This is a genomic window from Serratia sp. CY56464 (assembly GCF_052168435.1).
Taxonomy (GTDB): domain Bacteria; phylum Pseudomonadota; class Gammaproteobacteria; order Enterobacterales; family Enterobacteriaceae; genus Serratia; species Serratia marcescens.
The window spans coordinates 1,319,232-1,344,138 of sequence record NZ_JBJNMV010000001.1; the positions used below are offsets into that span (position 1 = coordinate 1,319,232).

The window sequence follows — 24,907 nt, forward strand, 5'->3', positions numbered from 1 at the left end:
TGGCAAAAAAAGCGCAAGAATATGCAACTGGGCGCAAGGCGCTGCAAGCGCGGCCGCACGCCAAAGCGGATACTGCGCCATCGGCTTTTTCGGAGTGAATAGAATGAATGCGCTGTTGTACCTCGCCGTGGTGCTGATTTGGGGCACCACCTGGATTGCGATCACCCTGCAACAGGAAGGCCCGGTGGCCATTCCCGTCTCGATCGCTTACCGCTTCGCCATTTCCGCCGCGGTGATGTTCGCCGTGCTGTTGCTAACGCGCCGCCTGCGCCGTCTCGCCCCGCGCGATCATCTGTTCTGCGTGCTGCAGGGCTGCTGCGTGTTCGGCTTCAACTTCTTCTGCTTCTACCATGCGGCGGCTTATATCAGCAGCGGGCTGGAATCGGTGATCTTCTCGATGGCGGTGCTGTTCAACGCTCTTAACAGCCTGCTGTTCTTCCGCCAGCGCCCCAGCCCCAACCTGCTGCCGGCGGCGCTGCTGGGGTTGACCGGCATCGTGGCGCTGTTCTGGCAAGATCTGGCCGCCACCCGCATGGCGCCGGAGCTGCTTAAAGGCATCGGCCTGAGCGCGCTCGGCACCTACGGCTTCTCGCTGGGCAATATGATCAGCGCGCGCCATCAGCGCCACGGGCTGGATATTTTTTCCACCAATACCTATGCCATGACCTACGGCGCGCTGTTAATGACGCTGATCGCCTGGGCACAGGGCGCATCGTTCCAGATCGAATTCAGCAGCCGCTATATCGGCTCCCTGCTGTACCTGGCGATCTTCGGATCGGTGATCGCCTTCGCCGCCTACTTCAGCCTGCTCGGCCGCATCGGCGCCGGCGCGGCGGCCTACAGCACCCTGTTGTTCCCGCTGGTGGCGCTGACCATCTCAACGATCTACGAAGGCTATCAGTGGCACTTCAACGCCGTGCTGGGCTTGTGCCTGATCCTGCTGGGCAACCTGGTGATGTTCGCCAAGCCGGGGCTGAAGTGGCGACGGGCAGATATCTCAAAACAAAACTCAACCCTTTGAAGCCATTGGCGAATATCGTTATCATCAGGTTTTGTTGATAACGGATGATGGCCAATGCTCAGAAGTGATGATGTGACACCCCGCGCCTACAAACAGGTGGACGTTTTCACCGCCACGCCGCTGCTCGGCAATCCCGTGGCGGTGGTGCTGGAGGCCGAGGGGCTGAGCAGCGCGCAGATGCTGGCATTGGCCCGTTGGACCAACCTTTCGGAAACCACCTTTGTGCTTAAACCGACGCACCCGGCGGCGGATTATAAGGTGCGCATTTTCACCACCGAAAAAGAGCTGCCCTTCGCCGGCCACCCGACGCTGGGCACCGCCCACGCCCTTCTGGAAGCCGGGTTGACGCCCAAACGCCCTGGAACGGTGATGCAGGAATGCGGCGTCGGCCTGGTGGCGGTCAATATCCTGCCGGAAGGCACCTTGGCGTTCGCCGCGCCCGAAGTTGAGTTCCGCCCAATGGCGGCCGAGGAAACCGAACGGCTGATGGCCGCTTTACGGCCCGCGGTGATTGCAGCAAGCCCCCTGCCGGTGATTGCCGAGATGGGCATTCGCTGGCTGATGGTGCGCCTGCCGGACGCGCAGTCCTGCCTGGCGGTAACGCCGGATCAGGCCACGATTAAACAGCTGCAAACGGCGTGTGATGTGGATGGCGTGGTGATCTATGGCCCCTGCTCCGCAACCGAACCGGCCGATTACGAAATGCGCGCGTTTATGGTGGAATGCGGTGTTTTGATTGAAGATCCGGTAACCGGCAGCGCCAACGCCTGCCTGGCGCGCTTGCTGCAAACCAGCCGCTTCCCCGACGGCGGCCAGACCGCACAGGGCTACCAGGTGCGCCAGGGCACCCAACTGAATCGAGATGGCCGCGTGAGCGTGCGCTTTATTGACGGCGAACCCTGGATCGGCGGGCACTGCCGCACCCTGATTAATGGCACATTGGGTATTTAGTTGGGGGGGAACAGGTTGGAGGGAGTGGTTTTATCTGCCCCTTCGGCTTGCCCTAATGAGGCTCAGCAATTACCTCTCGCTGAAAGAAGTTCAGCTAGCGCCTGGTTCTGTAGTAGTTCGCACTATCCAGTACCAACACTATCAATAATCAGGTTCGAAGAAGAAAAACATCCGCTACTTTTTTGGGACCTTCGTAAATTTCGAATTTATCATGCTGAACCATACGCTCTTTAGGTGCAGATTCCATAAGAAAATCTACAGTTCCCAACGAAAACGTCTTGCCATTTTCAGACTTGGAGTCCTCTAGCTCAAAAACAACGCTCCAGGCATTATTTTGCCACTCCTTGTCCTCAGGAAGTCGAGATACTGCATAATACTTTCCTGCTGGAGGGACTGTTTTTCTCCCGCCCATATGTTCAGGAGTCCAATCAACCTTTACGAGATTCATAACTCACTCTCCATTAGATACTCAACACCCACGCTTAGCTTTAATTTCGTTGCTCCAAGTAACCTTAGTGTGATTATTCAAATAAACAACTTCAGCATATCTCGCTGATCCTATTCCAACTAGTCCCATCTTTCATCGATATATGGAGTAATAATTTCTATAGTTAAAAATCTTGCCTTGCAATAAAAATAAAATCCATGATGTTTTATAGTTATTTCAGAGAATTCCTTTAAAGAATTTATTATCGGCGAAAACAAAAAACCGACCCTTGACCCAATAATATTAAATTGAATGACATCTCCAAAAGCAACTACTAAACTCATTGCATTAAAGTCCTCTTCGTTCCATTTTATAGGATACTTTTTGGGTATATCCTTACACTAAAACCCAATTTTTAAATCTGAAAAATGCTCCAATGATAAATTATCAACTTCAATATTTTTAATGTTTAACTCATTATTAAACATGAATTTGATCTTTTCTTTTCCTATAGCATTTTCAAACCACATATCAACACCTCACGAACAGTTATAGTGCCCCCAAGAACCTCCAGATATAAATCCCAGCATAACATCCCTATCTCTGCGAGCGAGTTTCAAACTTTAATATCTGCTTTTCAAATACCATTGGGTAATGATGGGAAGTTTTTTCAATGAATTTATCAACCTCTTTCCCTGTCAACCTTGTAACTCCACTCAATAAGTGAGAATTATTATGTTCATTCACCCCTGTTAGAATGAAATACCTCTCTGATGTCAGAGTTTCGCCAAAGTGTAATTTACAAGAAATATCACACTCATCATTATACGATTTTATCAACTCTAACAGTGAATCACTCTCACAAATTAAACCCTCCTGCAAGAATAAATAAACCCCACCGCCACTATATATTGCTTTATAAATTCCCTCCACAGTTAGAAGGCTCACATCATCACTAACCTCAACCATATCAATAAAATAGTTTCTATTATTAACAATAATATCTTCTTTTTCAGTTACATTTTTCTTCAGTTCCATTAAACCGTTTTTACCCACAGCTCTTTTTATACTTTTTATTTTGTCACTTACGTTAGCCACATAATAGTCATCATCAAGGAATACAATCCTTTTAACCTTAAAGCTATTTATTGTTGCCCATAACTTTTTTATGTATAGCTCATATTCGTCGCTTGAGAACACATTAATTAGAGAAAGATCCGTGTCTTTTACTGAGACACCAATTTTTTTTAAACTAGCTTTTGCATCAGTAATCAGCTTTGTTCTCATTAGAAGCACCTATCACCTTTGTATTTATTTGTATTCCTTGGTCGGCCTTTCTCATAAGAGAAATGCTCGCCTTTAGTACCATGATAATGTGGTTTCTCAAAAGTGTCATTGTCCGTGAAAACATGCCCTTGATGATGCACTTTTACACGACCAACCTCAGAATTATTTCTCATAATCCGTTCCTCATGCAAAATACCTGAGTTAAGTTTTGAGTTTTCAGATTGGGTTATATCCTCGACTACTTGGACTTGGTATGTTTGCGATGTAGGGATACCTTGCGAACGCATAGCCTCCCTTCTTGCTGCTCGAGACGTCTCAAGCGTTTTATCCCCTGGAAGTTGGTCTCTTCTGGTACTCAACCCAAACGGATCCACCCACATCAGCGGGTTCGGCGCATACTGATACAGGTTCAACCCGCCGCGCAACCCTATCGGATCCTGCGTGGTAAAACGCCCCACCTCGGGTTCGTAGTAGCGGAACAGGTTGTAGTGCAGGCCGCTTTCGTCGTCCTGATATTGCCCGGCGTAACGCAGCGGCTGCTGATATTGCGCGCCCTGCCGCTTCGCCGCGCCGGCCACCGTCTGGCCCTGCAGCTTGCCGAAGGTGTCGTATTGCCCGGACCAGCACAGGTTGCCCGCCGCGTCGGTCACCTCCAGCGGCGCACTGTTCAGATCGGTGTGATACCAGTAAATATCCGCCGAGCGGCTATCGCCCGCCTGCTCCAGCGCCGCCAGCGGGCTCCACGGGCTGGCCGGATCGTAGCTCCAACTGCGGCGGCTGCCGTCGTCGCGCTGCTCCTGCAGCAACCGGTAACCCTGCCACAGGAAACGGGTCGTCTGTTCGGTTTTGCCCTTGTAGCGCACCGCCTTGCGGCTGCGGCGGCCCAGCGCGTCGTAATGATACTGCGCCTCGAACTCGCCCTGCGGGCCGCGGCCGCGCGCCTGCACCAGCCGGTTGTCGGCGTCGTAGCGGTAGTGCTGTTCGTACAGGCCGTTGCGCCGGCTGATCAGGTTGCCCTGCGCTCGCCCAGCAGGTTATCCGCCAGATCGTACACCAGCCGCGCGCCCGCTTTGCCTGATTGGGTTCGCGGTGTTGCAGCAGGCGGCCTTTGATGCAACTAACAATCTAATGTTTTTACTCTTCCTTTTTTATTTTTAAAGAACCTAATATCTCCTTTTCAAGCTTTGATCTTATATCTCATATTTAATGCTGCACACTAAAGAGCCCCAAAGAAAGGATCCTTTCGACAGCTTGTCGGTCACTCTTCTTCGATGCACTCATCACTTATGATCGATAATCCATCAAGTTGATTAAACGCATTCTTCAAGAATTTGTACCTGCTGAGTTTTTCTGGATTCTTCCCATTAGTGAAAGACACCTTAATTATCGTGCTAAACTCTTTGTTATCTTCCTCTAACCACTCATTAGAGTGAGGAATATAATTATCAGTAATGGTTAACTTGTCCGCATAAAGGCCAGTATATGCAAAGTAAACACCAAAATAGGAGCTATCATACTCCGAGCAAGTTATATCCCATTTATCGTCCAGTAATTTGCTCGCTTCTTTTTTTGATATAACACTGCCATATTTTAAAAAATATAATTTTTTCATAATTTATCCACCACATTTACCAGGTATTCTAGTTCCCTTTCCTTTAGCCTTAACTTCAGCAGCAGACTCAAAGACCATTGCGTTCACAGGTCTACCTCCTGACATTTTGGATAATTTTTGCAATGTATCATCAATACCTAATTTCTTAGCCATTTCACTACCCATATCAATTGGTCCAGTGCGCCCTCCTTTTCCTATTCCCAACTGCTCTGCTTTTTGATATAGCTCAGGATGTGAAATAGCAACGTCAAAATCACTAACACGGCCAACATCAAATGGTTGACCTGTAGAGAAACTTACCCCCGATACGGAGCTTCCTTGCATATATGAAACTGTGCCGGGATATCCTAATTTACTCATTCCTGCCTGTAATGCTTCACCGAACTGTTTAAATTGGCCGAAACTATTAAAGCCATGTGGAACTCCTTCTACAGATAACCCCAGCGGATCCACCCACATCAGCGGGTTCGGCGCATACTGATACAGGTTCAACCCGCCGCGCAACCCTATCGGATCCTGCGTGGTAAAACACCAACCTAGGAACAGGTTGTATGCAGGCCACTTTCGTCATCCTGATATTGCCCGACGTAGCGAGCGGTTGCTGATATTTCGCGCCCTGCCGCTTCGCCGCGCCGGCTATCGTCTGGCCCTGCAACTTGCCAGCTTAGCTCATCATTTCATAGAAATAAACTTTCATCTATGCCACTCACTTTCGTTTAAAACCTCACCAACTTTTTTCATTTTTTATAGATATGTTATTGTTGGTTATATCAAAACAGATATAGAAACCCAGCGTAGATTGAAAATAAACACATTTGCCAGCCTCTATAACGTTAACAAAAGGATTAGATGTTGTTGAGTACATGGACCATTTTAATCTATTAGTTCCATCTGTACGTGCAATAAACCCTTCATTGCCCATTTCACCCTCACCACATAACAAGAAATCACCGTCAGGAAGTTGCACTTTGTTATTCACTTGAATCTCTGACCACACCTCGTCATACTGTTCAATCAATGCATTCAAGGTTGTCTCATTACCTAATGAAATTTTATACTCTTTATTAAAGGTGCCTTTGAATTTATAATTCATCTCGAATTCAATATCTATTTCCCTTACAACACCTACATCATTAATGATTACATCTAATCCGACTAGTTGATTGTTTTCCCACTTACTCTGCATTTCTTTAGCTATCATTTGCAACTCCCCATTTTTTTGTTCTTGCTAACAATTGTTGGCTTCTTAGGTGTTCCAGTTGCTGGTAACTGGACTCTAGGAACATCAGAATTCTTAGGTTTAGAGTTCAGTTTTTTATTGAGATTACTCCCATACGTACCTCCAGTTGCTGGTGGTGGTAACGGATCAGATAAATTAACCCTCTTAATTGGTACAGATTCTACATTAGCCATTTGCGCTGCATATAACCTGCGGTTGTCTAGAGAGACTAATTGCCCATCCACTTCGGCAACATTTAAAGGTCCACTTCGATTCCAATCCCAATTGTTATTAGACATATCATGTATATATCCAGTTACGTTATCAGATATATATGCTTGAGAATAATTTAACGACGAAGGATTAACCCATTCAATACTCAACCCCAACGGATCCACCCACATCAGCGGGTTCGGCGCATACTGATACAGGTTCAACCCGCCACGCAGCCCTATCGGATCCTGCGTGGTGAAACGCCCCACCTCGGGTTCGTAGTAGCGGAACAGGTTGTAGTGCAGGCCGCTTTCGTCGTCCTGGTATTGCCCGGCGTAGCGCAGCGGCTGCTGGTATTGCGCGCCCTGCCGCTTCGCCGCGCCGGCCACCGTCTGGCCCTGCAGCTTGCCGAAGGTGTCGTATTGCCCGGACCAGCACAGGTTGCCCGCCGCGTCGGTCACCTCCAGCGGCGCGCTGTTCAGATCCGTGTGATACCAGTAAATATCCGCCGAGCGGCTGTCGCCCGCCTGCTCCAGCGCCGCCAGCGGGCTCCACGGGCTGGCCGGATCGTAGCTCCAGCTGCGGCGGCTGCCGTCGTCGCGCTGCTCCTGCAGCAACCGATAACCCTGCCACAGGAAACGGGTCGTCTGTTCGATTTTGCCCTTGTAGCGCACCACCTTGCGGCTGCGGCGGCCCAGCGCGTCGTAATGATACTGCGCCTCGAATTCGCCCTGCGGGCCACGGCCGTGCGCCCGCACCAGCCGATTGTCGGCGTCGTAGCGGTAGTGCTGTTCGTACAGGCCGTTGCGCCGGCTGATCAGGTTGCCCCAGCCGTCATACCGGTAAAACAGTTTTTGCCAGTGCGTCAGGCGGTTGTCGGCGATCGGCGCCAGCGGCAGGTGCGCGTCGATGTCGCTCTGCGGGCTGCGTTCGCCCAGCAGGTTATCCGCCAGATCGTACACCAGCCGCGCGCCCGGTTTGCCCTGATTGGGTTCGCGGTGTTGCAGCAGGCGGCCTTCGGCGTCGTAACCGTAGTGCACTTCGCCGCGCAGCGCGTCGCTCACCCCGGCCAGCTCGCCGCGGCCGGTGTAGCGATAAGCGCGCCACAGCACGCCGTCTTCCGGCCGGGTCAGTTTGTCATGGCCGAAGGCGCTGCTCTGCCAGCTGCGGCGGCCCATGGCGTCGTAACGCCGCTGCTGCTGCAGCGCCCCCTGGCTGCGGCCGGTTTCCCGGTGCAGGCGATCGCGAGTGAATTCGCTCACCACCTGCTGGTTGAATTTAATGGCGCTGGCGTGGCCGGAACCGTAATACAACCACTGCAGGCGATCGCCCTGCGGCAGCGTCAGCGCCTGCAGGTTGGCCAGCGCATCCCACTGGTATTGCAGCTCGCCGTTCACGCCCTGCTCGCCGAGCAGCCGCCCGGCTGCGTCATAGCGCATCTGCACGCTGTCCGGCTCGATGCCCAGCGCCGCGCCGCTCGCCGTCGGCAGGCGGTTCAGCTCGCGCAGCCGCCCCATGGCGTCGAAGCGGTAATGCCATTCCGCGCTGGCGTTGCCGCGCCAGACCAGCTGCCCGGCCTCGTCGAAGCGGAAGCGCTGTTCGCGCTGCGTCAGCTCGCCCGCGCTGCCCGGCAGGCCGACCTCGCGGTGCTCCTCCAGCAGCCCGGCCGCGCCGTAGCGATAATAGTGGCGGGTGTCGTCCGGGCGCTCTTCGGCCAGCACACGGCCCACCGCATCGTAGCTGAAGCGGTAGTCGCCGCCGTTGCCGTTCTCCAGCCGCGTCAGCCAGCCCTGCGGGGTGTAGTGATAGCGCCGGGTGCGGTTGATGCGATCGGTGATGCTGACCGGCAGCCCCAGGGCGTTGTACTGCCAGCGGGTCAGGCTGCCCAGCGCGTCCTGATGTTCGGCCAGCTGGCCGTGCGCATTCCAGTTAAAACGCTCTTCGCCGCCGTCCGGGTGGATCAGGGTGTGCAGGCGGCCGCCGTTATCCCACCGGTAGCGCGTCTGGTGGCCTTCGGCATCGGTCTGCGCCGTCAATTGTCCCAACCCATCGTAGGTATAAGCCGTCACGCTGCCGGAACAGTCGGTGTAGCGCGTCAGCTGGCCGCGGGCGTCCCACTCCAGCTTCACTTCCCCGCCCAGCGCGTCGATCACGCTGGCCGGCAGGCTCTCTTCGTCATCCGGATAGCGGTACAGCGTGGCATTGCCCAGCGCATCGACATAGCGCGTCGGGCGCCCCAGCGTGTCCCAGTGCTGCGCTTCGCTGCTGCCGTCCGGGTAGGCGACGGCGAACAGCCGGCCGCTGTTGCGCGAATATTGATAGCGCGTCACGCGGCCGAGCGGATCGGTTTCCGACAACAGGCGGCCGTAAGGGTCCCATTCGCTCTGGCGCTGCGCGCCGCCGGGCAGCAGCACGCTGCACAGCTCGCCGCGTTGGTAGATGAAACCGTAGCGGCGCTGGTCGAAGTCGGTGTACTGCGCCACGTTGTCGTCGTCATCCAGCCGCCACTCCGCCCGTTTGCCGTCGCCGCGCACCGCACTGCGGCGCCCGCCGGCGAAGTCATAGCCGAACTCAAGGGATTCCCCGGCGCTGTTGCGGTAGGCCGTCACGCGCGGCACGCCGTCGAGCTCTTGCCATTGGTATTCGTTCAGCAGCCCGGCGGCGTCCTGGTGGCTGATCATCAGGCCGTCGCGCCAGCCAAAGCGGCGTGTAACCTCACCGGCGCGGTTGCTCACCGTCGTCAGTTGGCCCTGCTCATCGTAACCGTAGCGCGCCAGCGTCCGTTCGCCTTCGGCGGTTTGCAGCGCCACTTCATGCAGGCGGCCCTGCGCATAGCGGCACATCAGGCGCTGCCCGGCGCTGTCCACCAGTTCGCTCAGCAGCCCCTCGTCGTCGTAAAACAGCGAGGTGGCGTTGCCGATGGCGTCGGTGATCATGCTGAGCCGGCTCGGCTGCTCGCCCGCCAGCGGCGGGTAGTGGAAAATCTGTTCGCCGACGTCAAACAGCTGCCAACTGCCGTCGTCGTTGTGCATCAGCCAGCATTTTTCGGCTTCGCAGTAGGTTTTGTGGCCGCGCGGCACCCTGGGGAAAGCGACGAAGTCGCCGGAAGGCGCGCGCCACACCAGGCCGTCCTGATACGGCTGCAGGCTGCTCTCCCAGAACAGGTTCCAGCCGCGGCCCAGTACGCTGTCGCCGGGGTTGCCGCTGCGCCAATAGCGCTGCCAGGCGACCGGCAGGCGCGATGGCAGCACGAAATCGAGATCGTCTTCGCCGTCGAGGAATTTCTGGCCGCTGACGATATCCACCGGCCGGGCGATAATGCCGACCGCGGCGGTCGCGGTCATCAGGGTGCCGGCGCGGCAGGCGATGCGCGCCAGTTTGTTGATGCCGGGCAGTTTGCCCAGCAGTTTGCCGAGCGCCCCCAGCTTGCCGGCGGCGCCGCCCACGCCGCCCACCAGGCCGGCGAACAGCAGCGTCAGATCGGAGACCTTATACAGCCAATCCGGCACTTCGGGCTTGATCGGCAAGGTGGTGACGGTGCCGCCGCCGATAAACACGTTGGGCGAACCTTCCATCACCTGCGCGTCGCAGTTGGTTTTGTCCCCCACGCGCGAGGCGGGCTGGCCGTTGATGCTGACCTTGTCGGAGCCCTGCGCCATCTGCATGCTCGGGCCGTCGTCGCTGCAGGCCACCTGGCTGTTGGTGGCGAGCGCGGCGGGTTTGCCGTTGATGAAGACGTTGGGGGAGCCGGTGACGATATTGCCTTTGGGGGTCAGGCTACCGGCACCGGCGTCGGCAATGCCGTCGCGCGCCGCGGTGGCCGCCTCCCCGGTGAGATACCCCACCGCCAGGCTGGCGCCGATAAGCAGCACGCCGACGCCGATACAGGAAGCCGCCAGGCCGGCGACGAACAGCGCGCCCGCCGCCACCGCGCCTGCGGCGGCGATCAGGCCGCCAACAAGGGTGCCGGCAATCATGCCGGCCAGGGCATGGGAATGCCCGATGGTATCGCCGACGCGGGCCGCTTCGGTCATCGTAAGTTCCTTTTACGCAAAGAGTTCATCGTTAGGCCGCCCGATAGCTGTTCAGCACCTGCTGCAGCAGCGCGTCATCTTGCGGCGTCAGCTTGCGCGCCATCGCCAGGGTGAACACCAGCACCCGCCCCTCCGCCAGCGCAAACACCGCCTGGTTCTGCCAGATGCGTTTGCCGTCGCGCAGGTAGCTGGCGCGCACCCACTCACCGGCGGCCAGCCCATCGCCCAGCGACGCCGGCTCGCGGCTTTTGAACGCCCAACCTTTCAGCCCCTGCGCCAGCGCATCGAGCTGGCGGGTGACGTAGCCTTCCAGGTTCTCCGCCGGCTGCAGCGCATCGCGGGAAATATTGACTGAGGGGGAAACATCATCGCCGGCCAACAGGACGTTGACCGTGCGATCGGCATAGCCTTCCGGCAAAGCGACGCTGCCTTCGCTGAAAGCGCAGCGGGATAAAGCGGACATGCGAGGATCCTTTTGCATAAATAATGCTTAAGCATCGCATAACTTAGCCTTGAAATAAAACCATCAGGCGTCGCCAATGTTGCACGGCGTGACCGCGTTCACTGTGAAAAAGAGCGTTGCCGGAATCTGGCCGGGAATCAAACCGTCATATTACAGAATTATCTGAAACCACCGGCGCGCCGACGCCTTGATTGTGGCTATACTCGGCTCTCGTCCGTTTTTCAGGAGATCAGGATGCTGAGATTCACCCGTAGCGCGCTGCTGTGCGCCGCGCTGGCCGCGTTCAACGCCGGCGCCGCCGAAACGCCGACGTTCGGCCCGGAACTGCAGGGCTTTCACTACCCCTACCCGTTGCAGCAGTTCAGCTTCACCTCGCAGGGGCAGCCGTTAAAGATGGGCTATATGGACGTGCCGCCGGAAGGCGCCGCCAACGGCCGCACCGCGCTGTTGCTGCACGGTAAAAACTTCTGCGCCGCCACCTGGCAGGACACCATCAAGGCGCTGAGCAAGGCCGGCTACCGCGTGATCGCGCCCGATCAAATCGGTTTTTGCGCCTCCAGCAAGCCGGCGCATTACCAGTACAGCTTCCAGCAGCTGGCGCAAAATACCCACGGCTTGCTGCAGAACCTGAACATCAGCAAGGCCATCGTCATCGGCCACTCCACCGGCGGCATGCTGGCCACGCGCTACAGCCTGATGTATCCGCAGGCGGTGGAACGGCTGGTGATGGTCAACCCGATCGGCCTCGAGGACTGGAAGGCGAAAGGCGTGCCGTGGCGCAGCGTCGATCAATGGTTCGCGCGCGAGCTGAACACCACCGCCGAGGGCATCCGCAATTATGAGCAGCACACCTACTACGGCGGCCGCTGGAAGCCGGAGTACGATCGCTGGGTGGATATGCTGGCCGGGCTGAACAACGGGCCGGGCCACCGTCTGGTGGCGTGGAACTCGGCGCTGATCTACGACATGATCTTCACTCAGCCGGTGTATTACGAGTTCAAGGATCTGCAGACGCCCACCACGCTGATGATCGGCACCGCCGACACCACCGCCATCGGCAGCGATATCGCCCCGCCGTCAGTCAAGGCCAAAATCGGGCATTACGCGGTGCTGGGCAAACAGGCGGCAAAACTCATCCCGCACGCCACGCTGATCGAGTTCGCCGGGCTGGGTCATGCGCCGCAAATGGAGGAACCGGCGCGCTTCCATCAGGCGTTGCTCAAGGCGCTGCAACCCTGAGCGGCCGGTTGGCGCGGCCGCCGCACGGCGGCTAAACTTTCAGCTGGCACTCAATTGCAGGAGACAGCCATGCGACAGATTATTGCCAGCGCGTTCGTCAGCCTCGATGGCGTGATGCAGGCGCCCGGCGGGCAGGACGAAGACCGCAGCGGCGGTTTTCGCTTCGGCGGCTGGACCGCGCCCTATTGGGATGACGCCGTCGCGGAAACGATGAGCGATCTTTTCTCTGCGCCTTTCGATCTGCTGCTCGGGCGGCGCACCTACGATATCTTCGCCGGCTACTGGCCGCATATCATCGACGAGGCCGACCCGTTTTCCGCCGACATCGCCCGCGTGTTCAATCAGGCCACCAAGTACGTCGCCACCCACCACGGCGAGACGCTGGCGTGGGAGCACAGCCAGTGGCTGGGGCGAGACATCCTCGCCCGGCTGCGCGAGCTGAAGCGCGCCCAGGGGCCGGTGCTGCTGGTGCAGGGCAGCAGCACGCTGATGCAACAGCTGCTGGCCAACGATCTGGTGGATGAACTGCGCTTGCTCACCTACCCGGTGCTGCTCGGCGGCGGCAAGCGGCTGTTCGATGACAACGCGGCGCCGGCGGCCTTCACGCTGGCCCACTCGGTGGTCTCGCCCGGCGGCGTCATTGTGGCTCACTACCGCCGTGCTGGCGCGGTGAAAACCGGCTCTTTCGTGGCGGAAAGCGCCGCGGCGGCCCAGTCGTAAAAAAAGGGCCGGTCGGCCCTTTTCTCTTCCCCTTACTCACCTCAGGCAAACAAAATATCGCTCTGCTCCACCTGCCCGACCACGTGGATCTTGAAGTCGGCGGCATAGCTGTTGCTCTGGGTGTTCATCAACAGATCGGTGGTGCCGTTGAAGGCGTCGAAGTTGAGCTGGATCTCGCCTTTCTGGCCGCTGAAGGCGCTGCCGCTGTCGATAAAGCGCAGCTCGCTCAGGCTGTTGTTGAAGCGCAGGCCGGAGAGATCGATCTTGTCGATGCCGTGCTCGAAGTCTTCAATCACGTCGAACGCCGCCACCGTGGACTCTTTGGCGTTGAGATAGACGAAATAGTCGGTGAAGTTATTGGCGTCTTTGCCGCCCCACAGATGATCCGCCCCCAGGCCGCCGTACAGGATATCGGAGCCGGCGTTGCCCGCCAGCAGGTTGTCCTGATCGTTGCCGATGATCACATCGCGCCCGCTGCCGCCTATGGCGTTCTCGATGATCGCCCCGCGCGCGATGGCGACGTTCTGCGTGCCGCCGCCGACGCTGGAGAACGCACCGTCGTTCAGGTTGATCATCTGCTGCTGGCTGTAGCCGGAGAAGTCCAGCGTGTCGTTGCCGCCGGCGTCCCACACCGCGAAGTTGACCGGTTTGCCGTTGTCCGCTGTGGCGGTCAGGAAATCGCGCCCGGTGTTGGAGTTGAAGCCGTACACCGTGTCGCCGGTGCGGGTGTTCATGTTGGCGCCGTACAATTTTTGGATCGCGGCAATGTCATCCACCATCGGGCCATAGCCGTACACCCCTTTGGTGTCGGCGCCGGTGTAACCGGCGTTGAAATAGCTCATGATCGAGTATTGCAACGAATCCTGATAATAGGCGGCATCGTTCTGGTAGCTCGGGTTGCCCAGCGACGCGTCATAAGATCCCGGGTGCGCCAGCCCCAGGGCATGCCCCAGCTCGTGGGTGAAGGTCTGGCTGCTGAAGTCACCGCTAACCGGCGCCTGATGGGTGGCGAAGTTTTTGTTGAACCACACCGTGCCCGCAAAGGCGTTATCGCTGCCCGGTTTGGAGCTCGGCGGGTAATAGGCGTACGCGTTGATGGCATTCGGGCCGCTGCCGGCGGCGGTGCTGCCGTCGGCGCGCTGGGTGAAGTACGCGAAGGTGATGTCCGCGCGGTGGTTGATATCGGTAGACGCCGCTTCGGTAAAGGTCACGTTCGCCACGTCGGCCCACGCCTGCATCGATTTCAGCGCCTGAGCCTGCGCCGCCTGGGTCAGTGGCTGCAGCCCCTTGTCACCGTCGCCGGTCTGGCCGATGCGGTTCAGCGCGCTCTGCGTCAGGAAGGAGTAGGTCAGCGCCACCGACTGATGATACACCTGATCGCCGTTGTGCGTCAGGCCCGGCCGCGTCAGCTGATCGGCGGCGCGATCGAAGCTGAAGTTATCGCGGATTTTACCCAGGTTGTCGATGGCTGCCCCGCCGCGCTGATTGCTGTACAGGTTAGCGTTGTCCAGCGTGAACAGCGCGCCGTAACCCAATCCGTCATAAATGCTGCCGGGCTGGTGATAGTAAAACTGATAGTTATGATCGTTGGGGGATGTGGCGCTCAGGCTGGTGAACTCATCGTCATCTTGCAAAATGTCGTTGTGGCGACTGCGCATTGTATTCTCCTTTTACACAATAGGAACCCACTCGCTTTGTAAGACTATTCATCAGTCGTTCTAATCTAAGCCAAGGCTTAGGAATGACCAGTATAGTGACTCACCCCGCTGGCGCGAGCCCGCCCGGCCTGGCTTCACCGCGCCGGGCATAGAGATGGAGATACGCGTAACAATTTGTATTCTCACTATATTAATGAGAAAAATGAGCGCATTAACGGGTTAATTATTCGTCTTTTTGCGCATTTTATTGCCGATTGGATCAGAATAATCGAGGATTAAAAAACCTAATCCTTCCCTCATCATCAAGATGGGTACGTGCTAAAGTGTGAACGGACAGCCGAAAGGAGTGACCCGATGCCAACCCATTTCCTTATGCGCGCCTTGCGCCGCGCCAGCCTGACAGGAGTCGTTATGAGCATATTGTGCAGCAGTGCCCTGGGCAGTTCACTGCCGTTGCTGGAACCCGCCGCGCTGAAGGGCGACTGGCAGCTCGCCGCCATCGGCGACGGTAAAACCGTCTGCGAGGTGCAGCTGAGCGACGAAGCGGTCGCCAACACCAACGCTTTCCGTTTCAGCGCCTCCGCCCAATGCCTGCAGCCGCTGGCGCTGCACGCGCTGCCGGTCGCCTGGCGGCCGACGCCGGACGGCATGACGCTGACCGACGCCGAAGGGAGCATGGTGGCGTTTCTGGCCCTGACCGCGCCGAAGCGCTATGAGCTGATCGACCGCAACGGCCCTTCGCGCTTTGTGCTGATCCCGCGCTAACCCTTCAGGCGAACAGCAACCCGAGCAGCGCGCCGCCCGCCAGCACCCACAGCGGATGGAGGCGCTTGCTCATGCTCAACCCCGTCGCCAGCGCCACGATTGCCGCCAGCCGCCAGCTGGGCGCGGAAGCCTCGGCGATCAAGATACCGCTGGCCGCCACCAACCCCACGGTCAGCGGCACCAGTCCGGCCTGCACGATGCGGCGCCACGGGCGATCCTTAAAGCGCCGCCAGGCGCCCATCACCAATAGCGTAACAATAGAAGACGGCCCGAACTTGGCGATCGAAGACACCAGCAGCCCCGCCCAGCCGGCGACGTGCCAGCCGACCAGCGGCACGATCATCATGTTCGGCCCCGGCGCGGCCTGCGCCATGGCGAACAGCGCGCTGAACTCCTGGGCGCTCATCCACTGATGCACCTCCACCACCTGCCGCTGCATTTCCGGCAGAATGGTCATGCCGCCGCCGAACGCCAATAAAGAAAGCTCCGTGAAGATCAGCGCCAACGCCATCAACACCCCGCTCATGACGGCCACCGCCACATCAGCAGAATGCTCAGCGGCGCCAGCACCAACATGGTCGGCAACAGCGGCAGGCGCAGCCAGGCGATGGCGATCAGCGCCAGCGCGACGATCGCCAGCGCCGGCCATTTACCGCGCAGCGGCAGCAGCATCTTGATCCCGGTCGACAGCAGCAGCCCGGCGGCGGCGGCGGCCAGCCCGGCGAACACATGCTGCACATGCGGATCGTTTTGGAAGCGGGCGTATACCACGCCCAGCCCCACCACGATCGCCGTCGGTGCGCTGATGAGGCCCAGCAAAGCGCACAGCGCGCCGCGCAGCCCGCGAAACTCCATGCCCACCGCCACCGACAGGTTGATCACATTGCCGCCGGGCAAAAACTGGCACAGGCCGAGCAGCTCGGTAAACTGTTCGCTGCTCAGCCAGCGCCGGCGCTCCACCAGCATACTGCGCGCCATCGGCAGCACGCCGCCGAAGCCGATAAGCCCCAGCCACAGAAAGCCCAAAAACAGCTCAGCATTACCCGGCGCAGCTGCCGGGTGCGGTTTTAACGTATTGATATCTGACATGACATTGCCATTCCACATCGCTTGTTTTGATGTCTGGTATCATGCGCGCCGCCGTGCCATGATGTCTAATGCATTCCGGAAAAACCAAAGATACCTTTGAGGTATGGCTATGATCGAACTGCGTCGCCTGCGGGCATTCGTCACCGTGGTGGAAGAAGGCAACATCACCCGCGCCGCCGAGCGGCTGTTTATCCAACAGCCGCCGCTGACCCGCCTGCTGCAGGGGCTGGAAGACGAACTGGGCGTAACCTTGTTGCAGCGCCTGCCGCGCGGCGTGCGCGTCACCGAAGCGGGGGGCGTGCTGTTTGAAGAGGCCCGCGCCCTGCTGGCGCGCGCCGAACGCCTGCGCGAAGCGGTACAGCGCGCCGCCCGCGGCGAGCAGGGCTATATCGCCATCGGTTTCACCAGCTCCGCCGCGCTGCATCCGTTCGTGCCCAACCTGCTGCGCCGCTATCGCGATATCCTGCCGGGCATCACCACCCAGTTGGAAGAAGCCGGCAGCGGCGAACTGATGGAGGCGTTGCTGGAACAGCGCCTCGACGCCGCCTTCGTGCGCTCGCCGGCCAACGGCATTCCCGGCCTGAGCGTCGAGCCGGTGCTCAGCGAGCCGATGATCGTCGCCCTGCCGCTGGGCCACCGGCTGGCGCAAGAAACGCAGCAACCGCTGCCGCTGGCCGAACTGGCCCACGAGGCGTTTATTCTCTATCGCCGCCCCGCCGGTCAGGGGTTGTACGACGCCATCCTGGCCGCCTGCCACCGCGCCGGCTTCAGCCCGCGCATCGTGCAGGAAGCGCCGCGCCTGCCGGCCACCCTCAGCCTGGTCGGCGCCGGATTAGGGGTGTCAATCGTGCCCGGCTCGATGCGGCGGCTGGGCGGCGACGGCATTGTCTACCGCACGATCGCCGAAGAAGCGCAGCTCAGCGCCCCGCTTTACCTGGCGCTGCGCCATAGCCCGGCCTCGCCGATCGTCGAGCGCTTTCGCGAACTGGTCGCCGAGGCGGTTCAGGCCTCGGGCTGATCGGTGATGCGCGTCAGGTGGATCATCAAATACAGCAGCTCATCGTTCGACATCTCCATTTGCAGCAGATTCTTCACGTAATCGCGGATCAATAGCGCGCCGCGATAGGCATGCGGATACTCGGCCGTCATCTGGGCAAACAGAAAGTCGGCCTTCGAGGTCATCTGTTTGCCGTCGAGCATGCGCTGGATAAAGAACTGCATATGCACTAAAAAGCGCGCGTAGTTCAGCGAATCGGTGTCGATATTGAGGCGAAAGTGATACTTGATGATATTGAAAATATCTTTCAGCATCTTCACCGCCAGCAACGTGTGCTCCATGTTTTGCACTTCGGTCTGGCCGTTGACCAGGTGAAAGGCGATATTGCCCGCTTCCTCTTCAGGCAGATGGATATTCAGCCGCTGGTTAATGTAGGCCAAGGCTTGCAGCCCCACCGCAAACTCTCGCGGGTAGAAACGCTTCACCTCGAACAGCAGGCGGTTTTGGATGGCGATACCCTTGTGATGACGTTCGATAGCAAAACTGACGTGATCCGCCAGCGTAAAGAAAATCTGTTCATTAATGTTGCCGTTCAGTTGGCGATTGGCCTCACTGAGGATCATCTGCACAATTTCGATGTGCTCCGTCGGGGCAGTTTCAATCAGCCGCAGGTAATCCCGCCCCTTTTGCCCCTCCTGCACCACATACACTTTCTCAATGGCGGCCGAGTTGATCTCGTCTCCGGTTTTGCTGTTAAAACCAATTCCCTTGCCCATGACGATAACCTCACGGTTATCGTCGTCCGCGGTTAACACCAGACTGTTGTTGAGCACCTTAATGACTTTCATCGTCTCGGCCGTCACCTTGCTTATTTGCCCAACCGGCCATTGGCGGCGATAAGCTGCCGATACCAGTCAAAACTGCGTTTTTTGATGCGCCGCAGATCCTTAAGATCCCGTTCTCCGCGGTTCACGTAGATAAATCCATAGCGCTTTGCGTAACCTTGATGCGTGCTGACGACGTCAATCGCCGCCCACGGGCAGTAACCGAGCAGCTCGACGCCATCGTTGATCGCCAGCCGCATCTGTTCGACATGCTGCCGCATGAATTCAATGCGATAGTCGTCGTCGATAGTCTCATCCGCCCGCAATTCATCCGGCGCGCCAATGCCGTTCTCCGTGATCAGTATCGGCAGGTGATAGCGCTCGAAGGTCTTGCGCAGCGTTAAGCGCAGGCCAACCGGATCGATCACCCATCCGTAGCGCGTCTTGCCGACAAACGGGTTTTCCGCCGCACGATACACACCCGGTTCGCCGAGCATAATTTGCTGATCGCCGGCGCGTGCGCTCACGTCTGAACCGTCGCCGCGGCTGGCGGCGATCGTGGCGGTGGAATAGTAATTGATCGCCACATAATCCGGTCGTGCCGCCAACAGCAGCGCCGCGTCCTCCGGCTCCCTGTCCGGCGACCACCCCCGATCCTCAAGGTAACGCCAGGCCAGGGCGTTATAGCGGCCATGCACCGCCACATCGAGAAAACTCCAACAGCGCAACGTCTCCCAGTTATGAGCGGCAATGGCATCCAGCGGATTACAGGTCTCCTGATACATCGAGGTGGTATTGATCGCCGGGCCAATTTTCCCGCCGGGACAGCGCTGATGGCATAATGCCATGACTTTGGCCTGAGCGACCAACATATGATGACTCTGCTGATACAGCGTCCGTTTGTCAGGCAACGCACCGCCTTTGGGCGTGCCGATAGCGCCGGGGTGCAGGATCATGGTGTTCTGTTCATTGATGGTGAGCCAATACTTCACCCGATCGCCGAAGGCGTCGAACAGCACGCCGGCATAAGTGACAAAAGCCTCGATGGTGGCGCGATTGGACCAGCCGCCCTGCTGCTCCAGCACATACGGCAGATCGAAATGATACAGCGTCACCACCGGCTCGATGCCGTGCGCCAGCAATTCGTCGATCAACTGCCGGTAAAACGCCAACCCCGGCGCATTGACTTCGCCGACGCCTTCGGGCAACACGCGCGTCCACGCAACCGAAAACCGGTAGGCCTTTAACCCCAGTTCTGCGAACAGCTTCACATCCTCGCGAAAGCGATGATAGTGATCGCTGGCCACCGTAAAATCCGCCGTGCCTGCGGGATGTTCGAGCATATCGACGATCGACGGGCTTTTGCCGTCTTCATTCCATGCGCCCTCCACCTGATAGGCGGAAGTCGACGCGCCCCAGAGAAACTCGGCGGGAAAATCGTGCAAGCGTTGATAAATCATGCCGGCTCCTTATTGGCCTTCAGCGCCATAATCGTCTCACCGGCATGAACGCCATGCGGCTTAGGTAACACCTGAACCTGAAACGCTTCGCTGTTGACGATCAATACCGGCGTCGTCAGATCGAAGCCCAATGCGGCGATCGCGCCGATGTCAAAACGCACCAGCTCGTCGCCGGCCTTCACGCGATCGCCGATCTGCAGTCCGGAGTCAAAGTGTTGGCCACCCAGGTTTACCGTGTCGATGCCGATATGCAGCAACAGCTCCGCGCCGTTGTCCCCCTTGATGCCGACCGCATGTTTTGACGGCAGGAAAGTCACGATCTCGCCGTCCAGCGGCGCACGCAGCACGCCTTCCGACGGTATGATCGCCATGCCCTGGCCCAACAAGCCCTGGGAGAAAACGTCATCGTTGACCTGATCCAACGTCACGGCTTTGCCGGTCAGCGGGCTGAAAACCGGCGATACCTCGTCGGCCGCCGCCACCTGAGTCTCGTCGTTCGTCTCCTCGACCGGATCGTCGAAGCCAAGGATCCAAGTCAGGGCAAAGGTCACGACGATGGCAATGGCGCAAGTGATCAGCGCGTGCACGATATTCATCGGGTTCTCACCGATAAACGCCGGCAAAGCGGCCAGGCCAGGAGAAACGAAGGCATAACGCACCAACCCGCTCAACCCGGCGTAAATGCCGGCGCAGCCACCGCCGATCATCGCCGCGATCAACGGTTTGCGCAGTTTCAGCGTCACCCCGTACAGCGAGGGTTCAGTGATCCCCAACAACGCGGTAAAACCGGCGGAGGACGCCAACTGGCGCAAATTCGTGTTCTTGGTGCGGAATGCCACACATAGCGTCGCCGCACCTTGTGCAATATTGGACGCCAACATGCCCGGCCCGTTAATCATCTCAAAGCCATTCTTGGTCAATTGGCCGGTGGCGATCGGTGTCATCGCCCAGGCGGTGCCAGTGATCACCAAAAATGGCTGCAGCCCGCCCATCAACATAGGAATCAGCCAGCTGGCCTTGCCATCGACGATCGCCGCACCGGCGGCCACCATGTCATTGAGGAAAATGCCGAACGGCCCGACCACCACCAACGCCAGTGGCGCGGTGACCAGCAGCACGATCATCGGTTTGGTGAAGAACTTGATCATCGTCGGCGAAACTTTCTCGGCAAACCGCTCGATATAGGACATCAGCCACACGGTAAAAATGATCGGCAACACCGAGCCGGCATAATCCGCCAGCCGCACCGGAATGCCGAGAAAATCAATCGCGGCGCCCGCCGCCTGCATCTGAGCCAGATTAGGGTGCAGCAACGCGCCGGCGAGGGTCATCGCCAGGATGGGATTGCACTCGAATTTTATCGCGGCACCGTAAGCCAACAGCACCGGCAGGAAGAAAAAGGCCGCATCGGCGACGGTATCCAGCAATCGATAGGTCGTGCCGGCGGGATCTATCGCCCCGGCCAGCTTGAGGATCGCCAGCAGCGCCTTGATCATCCCCGCGCCGGTAATGGCCGGGATCACCGGGGTAAAGGTCGTGGAAATCACGCTGATAATCCGTGACACCACGCCACCTTTCGGCTGCTGCTTTTGAGCGCCGGTTTGCGGCTGGCCAATCTCCTTTTGCAGCACGCGGAACGTTTGCTGCACGTTATTGCCGACCACGATCTGAAACTGGCCGCCTCGCACCACCACGCTGATAACGCCCGGCAGGGCTTCGATCGCCTTCGAATCCACTTTAGCGTCGTCGTTGAATTCCATACGCAAACGGGTCGCGCAGTGCGTCAGCTTGCTGACGTTGCCTTTACCGCCGACCCGCGCCAATATTTCTAAGCCAAGTTTTTGATAGTCCATCGTCTTCCCCGGTAAAATGCAAAAAAAAAGACCAAAATGGAAATGCGCCTCATCACAAGGAGAAGTGCATTCCTATTTTGGTCTTGCCTGCTTTAGCAGTAACACGCCGCAATAAAAATGGTGTGCGGTCTTCTCGACCGCGCTAAAAGTATCACCATACTCGCGAATACTCGGCAATAGCCAGACGTCAGCGTTGTGAAAGGCGTCACGATTTAGCGTAAATGCACTGCAATGTCGCCGCTGCACGCTTTTTGCGCACACCCATAGCGCAATCGGAAGGAAATAACCCAAAATAATGCGTTTCATTGACACTTTGTTTATTTAATTACAGGGGAAGATTAATTCAGATCCATGACTATTGAGATTAACAATGAATAATTAAACCCGCTCTCACTTAGTAACAAACGCAAACAAATAAACGCCTACGCAATACATTCCAGCCGCTAGGATTTAAGGGTCACAGCCTATTCCCGCCGATGACAAAAATCATTTCAATGGCGATCGCGCCTTCCCCGTCGCCTGCTTCTGCAGGCGCACGGCTTTATATTGGAGAAAATGCTATGCTATCGCGTCGTGATATATTGAAAGTCTCCGCCGTCAGCGCGGCCGCCGCCGGCATGATCGGCGGCATCACCAAAAATGCCGCTGCCGACGACCATCGCAATATCGTGCCCCCCAGCAGCTATCAGCCGCCTGCCGATGCGCAACATCTCTATAAATACAAATTCACCGACAGCAAAAAACGCAGCCTGCCCAGCGGCTGGGCGCGCGAAGCCACCGTCGAGCAATTCCCGATCTCCGAAGGCGTGGCGGGCGTCGACATGACGCTGGAGCCGGGCGGCGTGCGCGAACTGCATTGGCACGCCATCGCCGCCGAATGGGCATTCATGCTGGAAGGCCATGCGCGCATCACCATCCTCGATCCCGAGGGAAAATGTGAGGTGGCGGATTTCGGCCCCGGCGACGTCTGGTATTTCCCGAAAGGCTACGGCCATTCCATTCAGGCGCTGGCGGACGGCGCGCATTTTATTTTGGCGTTCGATAACGGCCATTTCTCCGAATTCGGCACCTTCAGCATCACCGATTGGGTGGCGCATATGCCGAAAGAGGTATTGGAAAAAAGCGTCGACATGCCGGCGGCGGTATTTTCCAAGGCCAAACAGGGCGAAGCTTATATTGTCGGCGGCGCCGTTCCGCCCACCTTGCCATTACCGAAAAGCGACGGCGGATTAAATAATGCCCCGCTGACCCACCGCTATGAATTAATGAAGCAAAAGCCGTTCTTTGAAAATGACGCCGGCAGCGTCCATTTGGTGTCGTCGAAAGAATTTCCCATTTCCACCACCATGACCGGCATCATCGAGATCGTGAAACCCGGCGCGATCCGGGAATTGCACTGGCACCCCAACGCCAACGAATGGCAATACTATATTGCCGGCAAAGGCCGCATGACGGTGTTCAGCTCGCACGGCCACGCGCAGACGGAAGAGTACGCCCCTTCGGACGTCGGTTACGTGCCGCAGGGCTTCGGCCATTACATCGAGAACATCGGCGATGAGGATTTGAAGGTACTGATCGTGATGGACAACGGCATTTATCAGGATATTTCGTTGTCCGACTGGCTGGCGAAAACCCCGACCTACCTGCTGGCGGACAACTTCAATAATCAGGTTGAGGACTGGCAGGATAGACCGAAAGACAAACGGGTGATGTCGCGGCGCAGCCGATAACGCCGCGGCGAGGGAGAATCTCCCTCGCCGCTTTTCGTTACTGCTTGCGCTGCTCCGCCACCTGTTTGGCGGTGACGCTGCCCTGCTTATCGCCGAAGTGGCCGACCACGAAGTTGGCGACCGCCGCCACTTCCTCGTCGGAATACGCGCTGCCGAACGACGGCATCATCTCATGCCGCTCGCCGACGCTGATGCTCGTCCCCTTCAGGATAGCCTGCACCACGCTGCGCCCCTGCGGATCGTTCACCGCCGTGCTGCCCACCAGCGAAGCATACTCGCTCTGGCGGCCCGGCCCGTTCCACTGGTGGCAGCCGCTGCAGTCGTTGGCGAACATCCGCCGCCCGAGCGAGCTGTCTTGCCCGCCCGGCAGGATCGGGGTGGAAGCCCCCGCGCCCTTCGGCTGCAAGTTCACCGCCGCCGCGCTGTCGCCGGCGATGGGTTCGATGTCGCGCAGGTATTTCACCAGCGCCAGATTATCTTCCGGCGTCAGGAACTGCAGGCTGTTTTCCACCGCTTCCGCCATCGGACCGGCGGCGCTGCTGCGCCCCGGCGCATGGCCGGTGGCCAGATATTGCGACAGTTGCTGGTCGCTCCAGCCGCCGATGCCGGTCTGTTTGTCCGGCGTGATGTTGGCGGCGAACCAGCCCTGCACCACTTCACCGCTCAGGTGCTTGCTCTGGTTAAGACCGAACCCCAGATTGCGCGGCGTATGGCACTCGCCGCAGTGGCCGAGCGCCGTCGCCAGATAGGCGCCGCGATTCCACTGTTCATCCTTGTTGAGATCCGGCGCGAAACGCTGCTCCTGGAAGAACGCCAGGTTCCAGAATTTCATGCCCCAACGCTGGTTGAACGGGAACGACAGCTCGTTTTGCGGGTTGGCCTGTTTCACCGGCGGCAGACTGAACAGATAATCCTTGATCGCCAGCACGTCATCGCGGCTCAGCCCGGTGTAGGAAGTATAAGGCATCGCCGGATACAGGTTGCCCTGTGGGCCGATGCCCTCACGCACCGCGCGCACGAACTGATCGTCGCTCCAGTTGCCGATGCCGGTTTCCTTGTCGGCGGTGATGTTGGTGCCGTAAATGGTGCCGAACGGCAGCTTGAAGGCGAAGCCGCCCGCATAAGGCGTGCCGCCCGGCGCGGTGTGGCACGCCACGCAGTCGGCGGCGCGCGCCAGGTACTCGCCGCGCGCCAGTTTGTCGGTCATGCCGGCCGGCGCCCCGGCGATCGGCGCCGCAGGCTCAGCGCCGGTGGGCCGCAGCAGCGTATACAGCGCGTATCCTCCCGCCAACACCACCACGGCGATAATCAGCCATAACAGCCCTTTCAAGGCATTGCTCATCGC

21 protein-coding genes and 2 pseudogenes are annotated in these 24,907 nt (G+C 58.2%); 7 read left to right on the top strand and 16 right to left on the bottom strand.

Annotation, left to right across the window (positions count from 1 at the left end; translation table 11 throughout):
- Positions 1-103: 103 nt before the first annotated feature.
- Positions 104-1,021 carry a DMT family transporter gene (locus ACJ8KE_RS06420; protein WP_097102084.1) on the top strand — a complete coding sequence of 306 codons (918 nt, stop codon included), beginning with the start codon at positions 104-106 and terminating at the stop codon, positions 1,019-1,021.
- Between the two features lie 54 nt (positions 1,022-1,075).
- Complete coding sequence (locus ACJ8KE_RS06425) at positions 1,076-1,972, top strand: PhzF family phenazine biosynthesis protein (RefSeq protein WP_097102086.1); 897 nt, start codon at positions 1,076-1,078, stop codon at positions 1,970-1,972.
- Positions 1,973-2,120: 148 nt separating this feature from the next.
- Here ACJ8KE_RS06425 and ACJ8KE_RS06430 read toward each other — a convergent pair whose 3' ends face one another.
- The 9 genes and pseudogenes from ACJ8KE_RS06430 to ACJ8KE_RS06470 form a co-directional block, all read right to left on the bottom strand.
- Positions 2,121-2,420, bottom strand: coding sequence for a hypothetical protein (locus ACJ8KE_RS06430; protein ID WP_097102087.1), 300 nt, complete (start codon positions 2,418-2,420; stop codon positions 2,121-2,123).
- A gap of 119 nt (positions 2,421-2,539) precedes the next feature.
- Positions 2,540-2,791: an Imm50 family immunity protein gene (locus tag ACJ8KE_RS06435; protein WP_255253522.1), complete on the bottom strand. Its 252-nt coding sequence runs from the start codon at positions 2,789-2,791 to the stop codon at positions 2,540-2,542.
- A gap of 205 nt (positions 2,792-2,996) precedes the next feature.
- Positions 2,997-3,686, bottom strand: a complete 690-nt coding sequence (locus ACJ8KE_RS06440; protein ID WP_097102089.1) for a hypothetical protein — start codon at positions 3,684-3,686, stop codon at positions 2,997-2,999.
- Positions 3,686-4,796: pseudogene (locus ACJ8KE_RS06445) on the bottom strand (RHS repeat domain-containing protein); the annotation flags it as partial. The gene ACJ8KE_RS06440 and the pseudogene ACJ8KE_RS06445, both read right to left, overlap by 1 nt.
- Before the next feature lie 148 nt (positions 4,797-4,944).
- Complete coding sequence (locus tag ACJ8KE_RS06450; protein ID WP_016927808.1) at positions 4,945-5,298, bottom strand: hypothetical protein; 354 nt, start codon at positions 5,296-5,298, stop codon at positions 4,945-4,947.
- Between the two features lie 3 nt (positions 5,299-5,301).
- Positions 5,302-5,959 (bottom strand): annotated as a pseudogene (locus ACJ8KE_RS06455) (RHS repeat-associated core domain-containing protein); the annotation flags it as partial.
- A 63-nt stretch (positions 5,960-6,022) separates the two neighbouring features.
- On the bottom strand, positions 6,023-6,499 hold the full coding sequence (locus ACJ8KE_RS06460; protein ID WP_079451273.1) for a hypothetical protein: 477 nt from the start codon (positions 6,497-6,499) through the stop codon (positions 6,023-6,025).
- On the bottom strand, positions 6,496-10,764 hold the full coding sequence (locus ACJ8KE_RS06465; protein ID WP_255253506.1) for an RHS repeat-associated core domain-containing protein: 4,269 nt from the start codon (positions 10,762-10,764) through the stop codon (positions 6,496-6,498). Before ACJ8KE_RS06465 ends, ACJ8KE_RS06460 begins: the two co-directional genes overlap by 4 nt.
- A 31-nt stretch (positions 10,765-10,795) precedes the next feature.
- Entirely contained in the window at positions 10,796-11,227 is a 432-nt protein-coding gene (locus ACJ8KE_RS06470) for a DcrB-related protein (protein WP_016927810.1), read from the bottom strand.
- A gap of 234 nt (positions 11,228-11,461) precedes the next feature.
- Here ACJ8KE_RS06470 and ACJ8KE_RS06475 point away from each other — a divergent pair, with 234 nt between their 5' ends.
- A complete protein-coding gene (locus tag ACJ8KE_RS06475; RefSeq protein WP_097102093.1) occupies positions 11,462-12,466 on the top strand; it encodes an alpha/beta fold hydrolase in 1,005 nt (334 codons plus the stop codon).
- A gap of 69 nt (positions 12,467-12,535) precedes the next feature.
- The gene (locus ACJ8KE_RS06480) at positions 12,536-13,186 is read left to right on the top strand and encodes a dihydrofolate reductase family protein (RefSeq protein ID WP_442517171.1); all 651 of its coding nucleotides are present in this window, start codon (positions 12,536-12,538) and stop codon (positions 13,184-13,186) included.
- Between the two features lie 41 nt (positions 13,187-13,227).
- Here the strand turns inward: ACJ8KE_RS06480 and ACJ8KE_RS06485 are convergent, their stop codons facing one another.
- Positions 13,228-14,844 carry a serralysin family metalloprotease gene (locus ACJ8KE_RS06485; RefSeq protein ID WP_016927813.1) on the bottom strand — a complete coding sequence of 539 codons (1,617 nt, stop codon included), beginning with the start codon at positions 14,842-14,844 and terminating at the stop codon, positions 13,228-13,230.
- Positions 14,845-15,255: 411 nt separating this feature from the next.
- On the opposite strand from ACJ8KE_RS06485, the gene ACJ8KE_RS06490 reads away from it, so the two are divergent.
- The gene (locus ACJ8KE_RS06490; RefSeq protein WP_016927814.1) at positions 15,256-15,609 is read left to right on the top strand and encodes a protease inhibitor Inh/omp19 family protein; all 354 of its coding nucleotides are present in this window, start codon (positions 15,256-15,258) and stop codon (positions 15,607-15,609) included.
- Positions 15,610-15,613: 4 nt separating this feature from the next.
- Here ACJ8KE_RS06490 and ACJ8KE_RS06495 read toward each other — a convergent pair whose 3' ends face one another.
- Entirely contained in the window at positions 15,614-16,135 is a 522-nt protein-coding gene (locus ACJ8KE_RS06495; RefSeq protein ID WP_028127817.1) for a chromate transporter, read from the bottom strand.
- Positions 16,132-16,698 carry a chromate transporter gene (locus ACJ8KE_RS06500; RefSeq protein WP_016927816.1) on the bottom strand — a complete coding sequence of 189 codons (567 nt, stop codon included), beginning with the start codon at positions 16,696-16,698 and terminating at the stop codon, positions 16,132-16,134. The genes ACJ8KE_RS06495 and ACJ8KE_RS06500 overlap by 4 nt, the downstream gene beginning before the upstream one ends.
- 103 nt (positions 16,699-16,801) lie before the next feature.
- On the opposite strand from ACJ8KE_RS06500, the gene ACJ8KE_RS06505 reads away from it, so the two are divergent.
- Positions 16,802-17,716: a LysR family transcriptional regulator gene (locus ACJ8KE_RS06505; RefSeq protein WP_239441823.1), complete on the top strand. Its 915-nt coding sequence runs from the start codon at positions 16,802-16,804 to the stop codon at positions 17,714-17,716.
- Here ACJ8KE_RS06505 and licT read toward each other — a convergent pair.
- The 3 genes from licT to ACJ8KE_RS06520 are packed head-to-tail and all read right to left on the bottom strand — an operon-like array spanning position 17,701 to position 21,832.
- The gene (gene licT, locus ACJ8KE_RS06510; protein ID WP_016927818.1) at positions 17,701-18,543 is read right to left on the bottom strand and encodes a BglG family transcription antiterminator LicT; all 843 of its coding nucleotides are present in this window, start codon (positions 18,541-18,543) and stop codon (positions 17,701-17,703) included. The genes ACJ8KE_RS06505 and licT overlap by 16 nt on opposite strands.
- 20 nt (positions 18,544-18,563) lie before the next feature.
- Positions 18,564-19,979, bottom strand: a complete 1,416-nt coding sequence (locus ACJ8KE_RS06515; protein WP_049298999.1) for a glycoside hydrolase family 1 protein — start codon at positions 19,977-19,979, stop codon at positions 18,564-18,566.
- A complete protein-coding gene (locus tag ACJ8KE_RS06520; protein WP_016927820.1) occupies positions 19,976-21,832 on the bottom strand; it encodes a beta-glucoside-specific PTS transporter subunit IIABC in 1,857 nt (618 codons plus the stop codon). Before ACJ8KE_RS06520 ends, ACJ8KE_RS06515 begins: the two co-directional genes overlap by 4 nt.
- A gap of 560 nt (positions 21,833-22,392) precedes the next feature.
- Here ACJ8KE_RS06520 and ACJ8KE_RS06525 point away from each other — a divergent pair.
- The gene (locus ACJ8KE_RS06525; RefSeq protein WP_110146971.1) at positions 22,393-23,562 is read left to right on the top strand and encodes a cupin domain-containing protein; all 1,170 of its coding nucleotides are present in this window, start codon (positions 22,393-22,395) and stop codon (positions 23,560-23,562) included.
- A gap of 37 nt (positions 23,563-23,599) precedes the next feature.
- Here the strand turns inward: ACJ8KE_RS06525 and ACJ8KE_RS06530 are convergent, their stop codons facing one another.
- The gene (locus tag ACJ8KE_RS06530; protein ID WP_016927822.1) at positions 23,600-24,904 is read right to left on the bottom strand and encodes a c-type cytochrome; all 1,305 of its coding nucleotides are present in this window, start codon (positions 24,902-24,904) and stop codon (positions 23,600-23,602) included.
- Positions 24,905-24,907 lie beyond the last annotated feature (3 nt).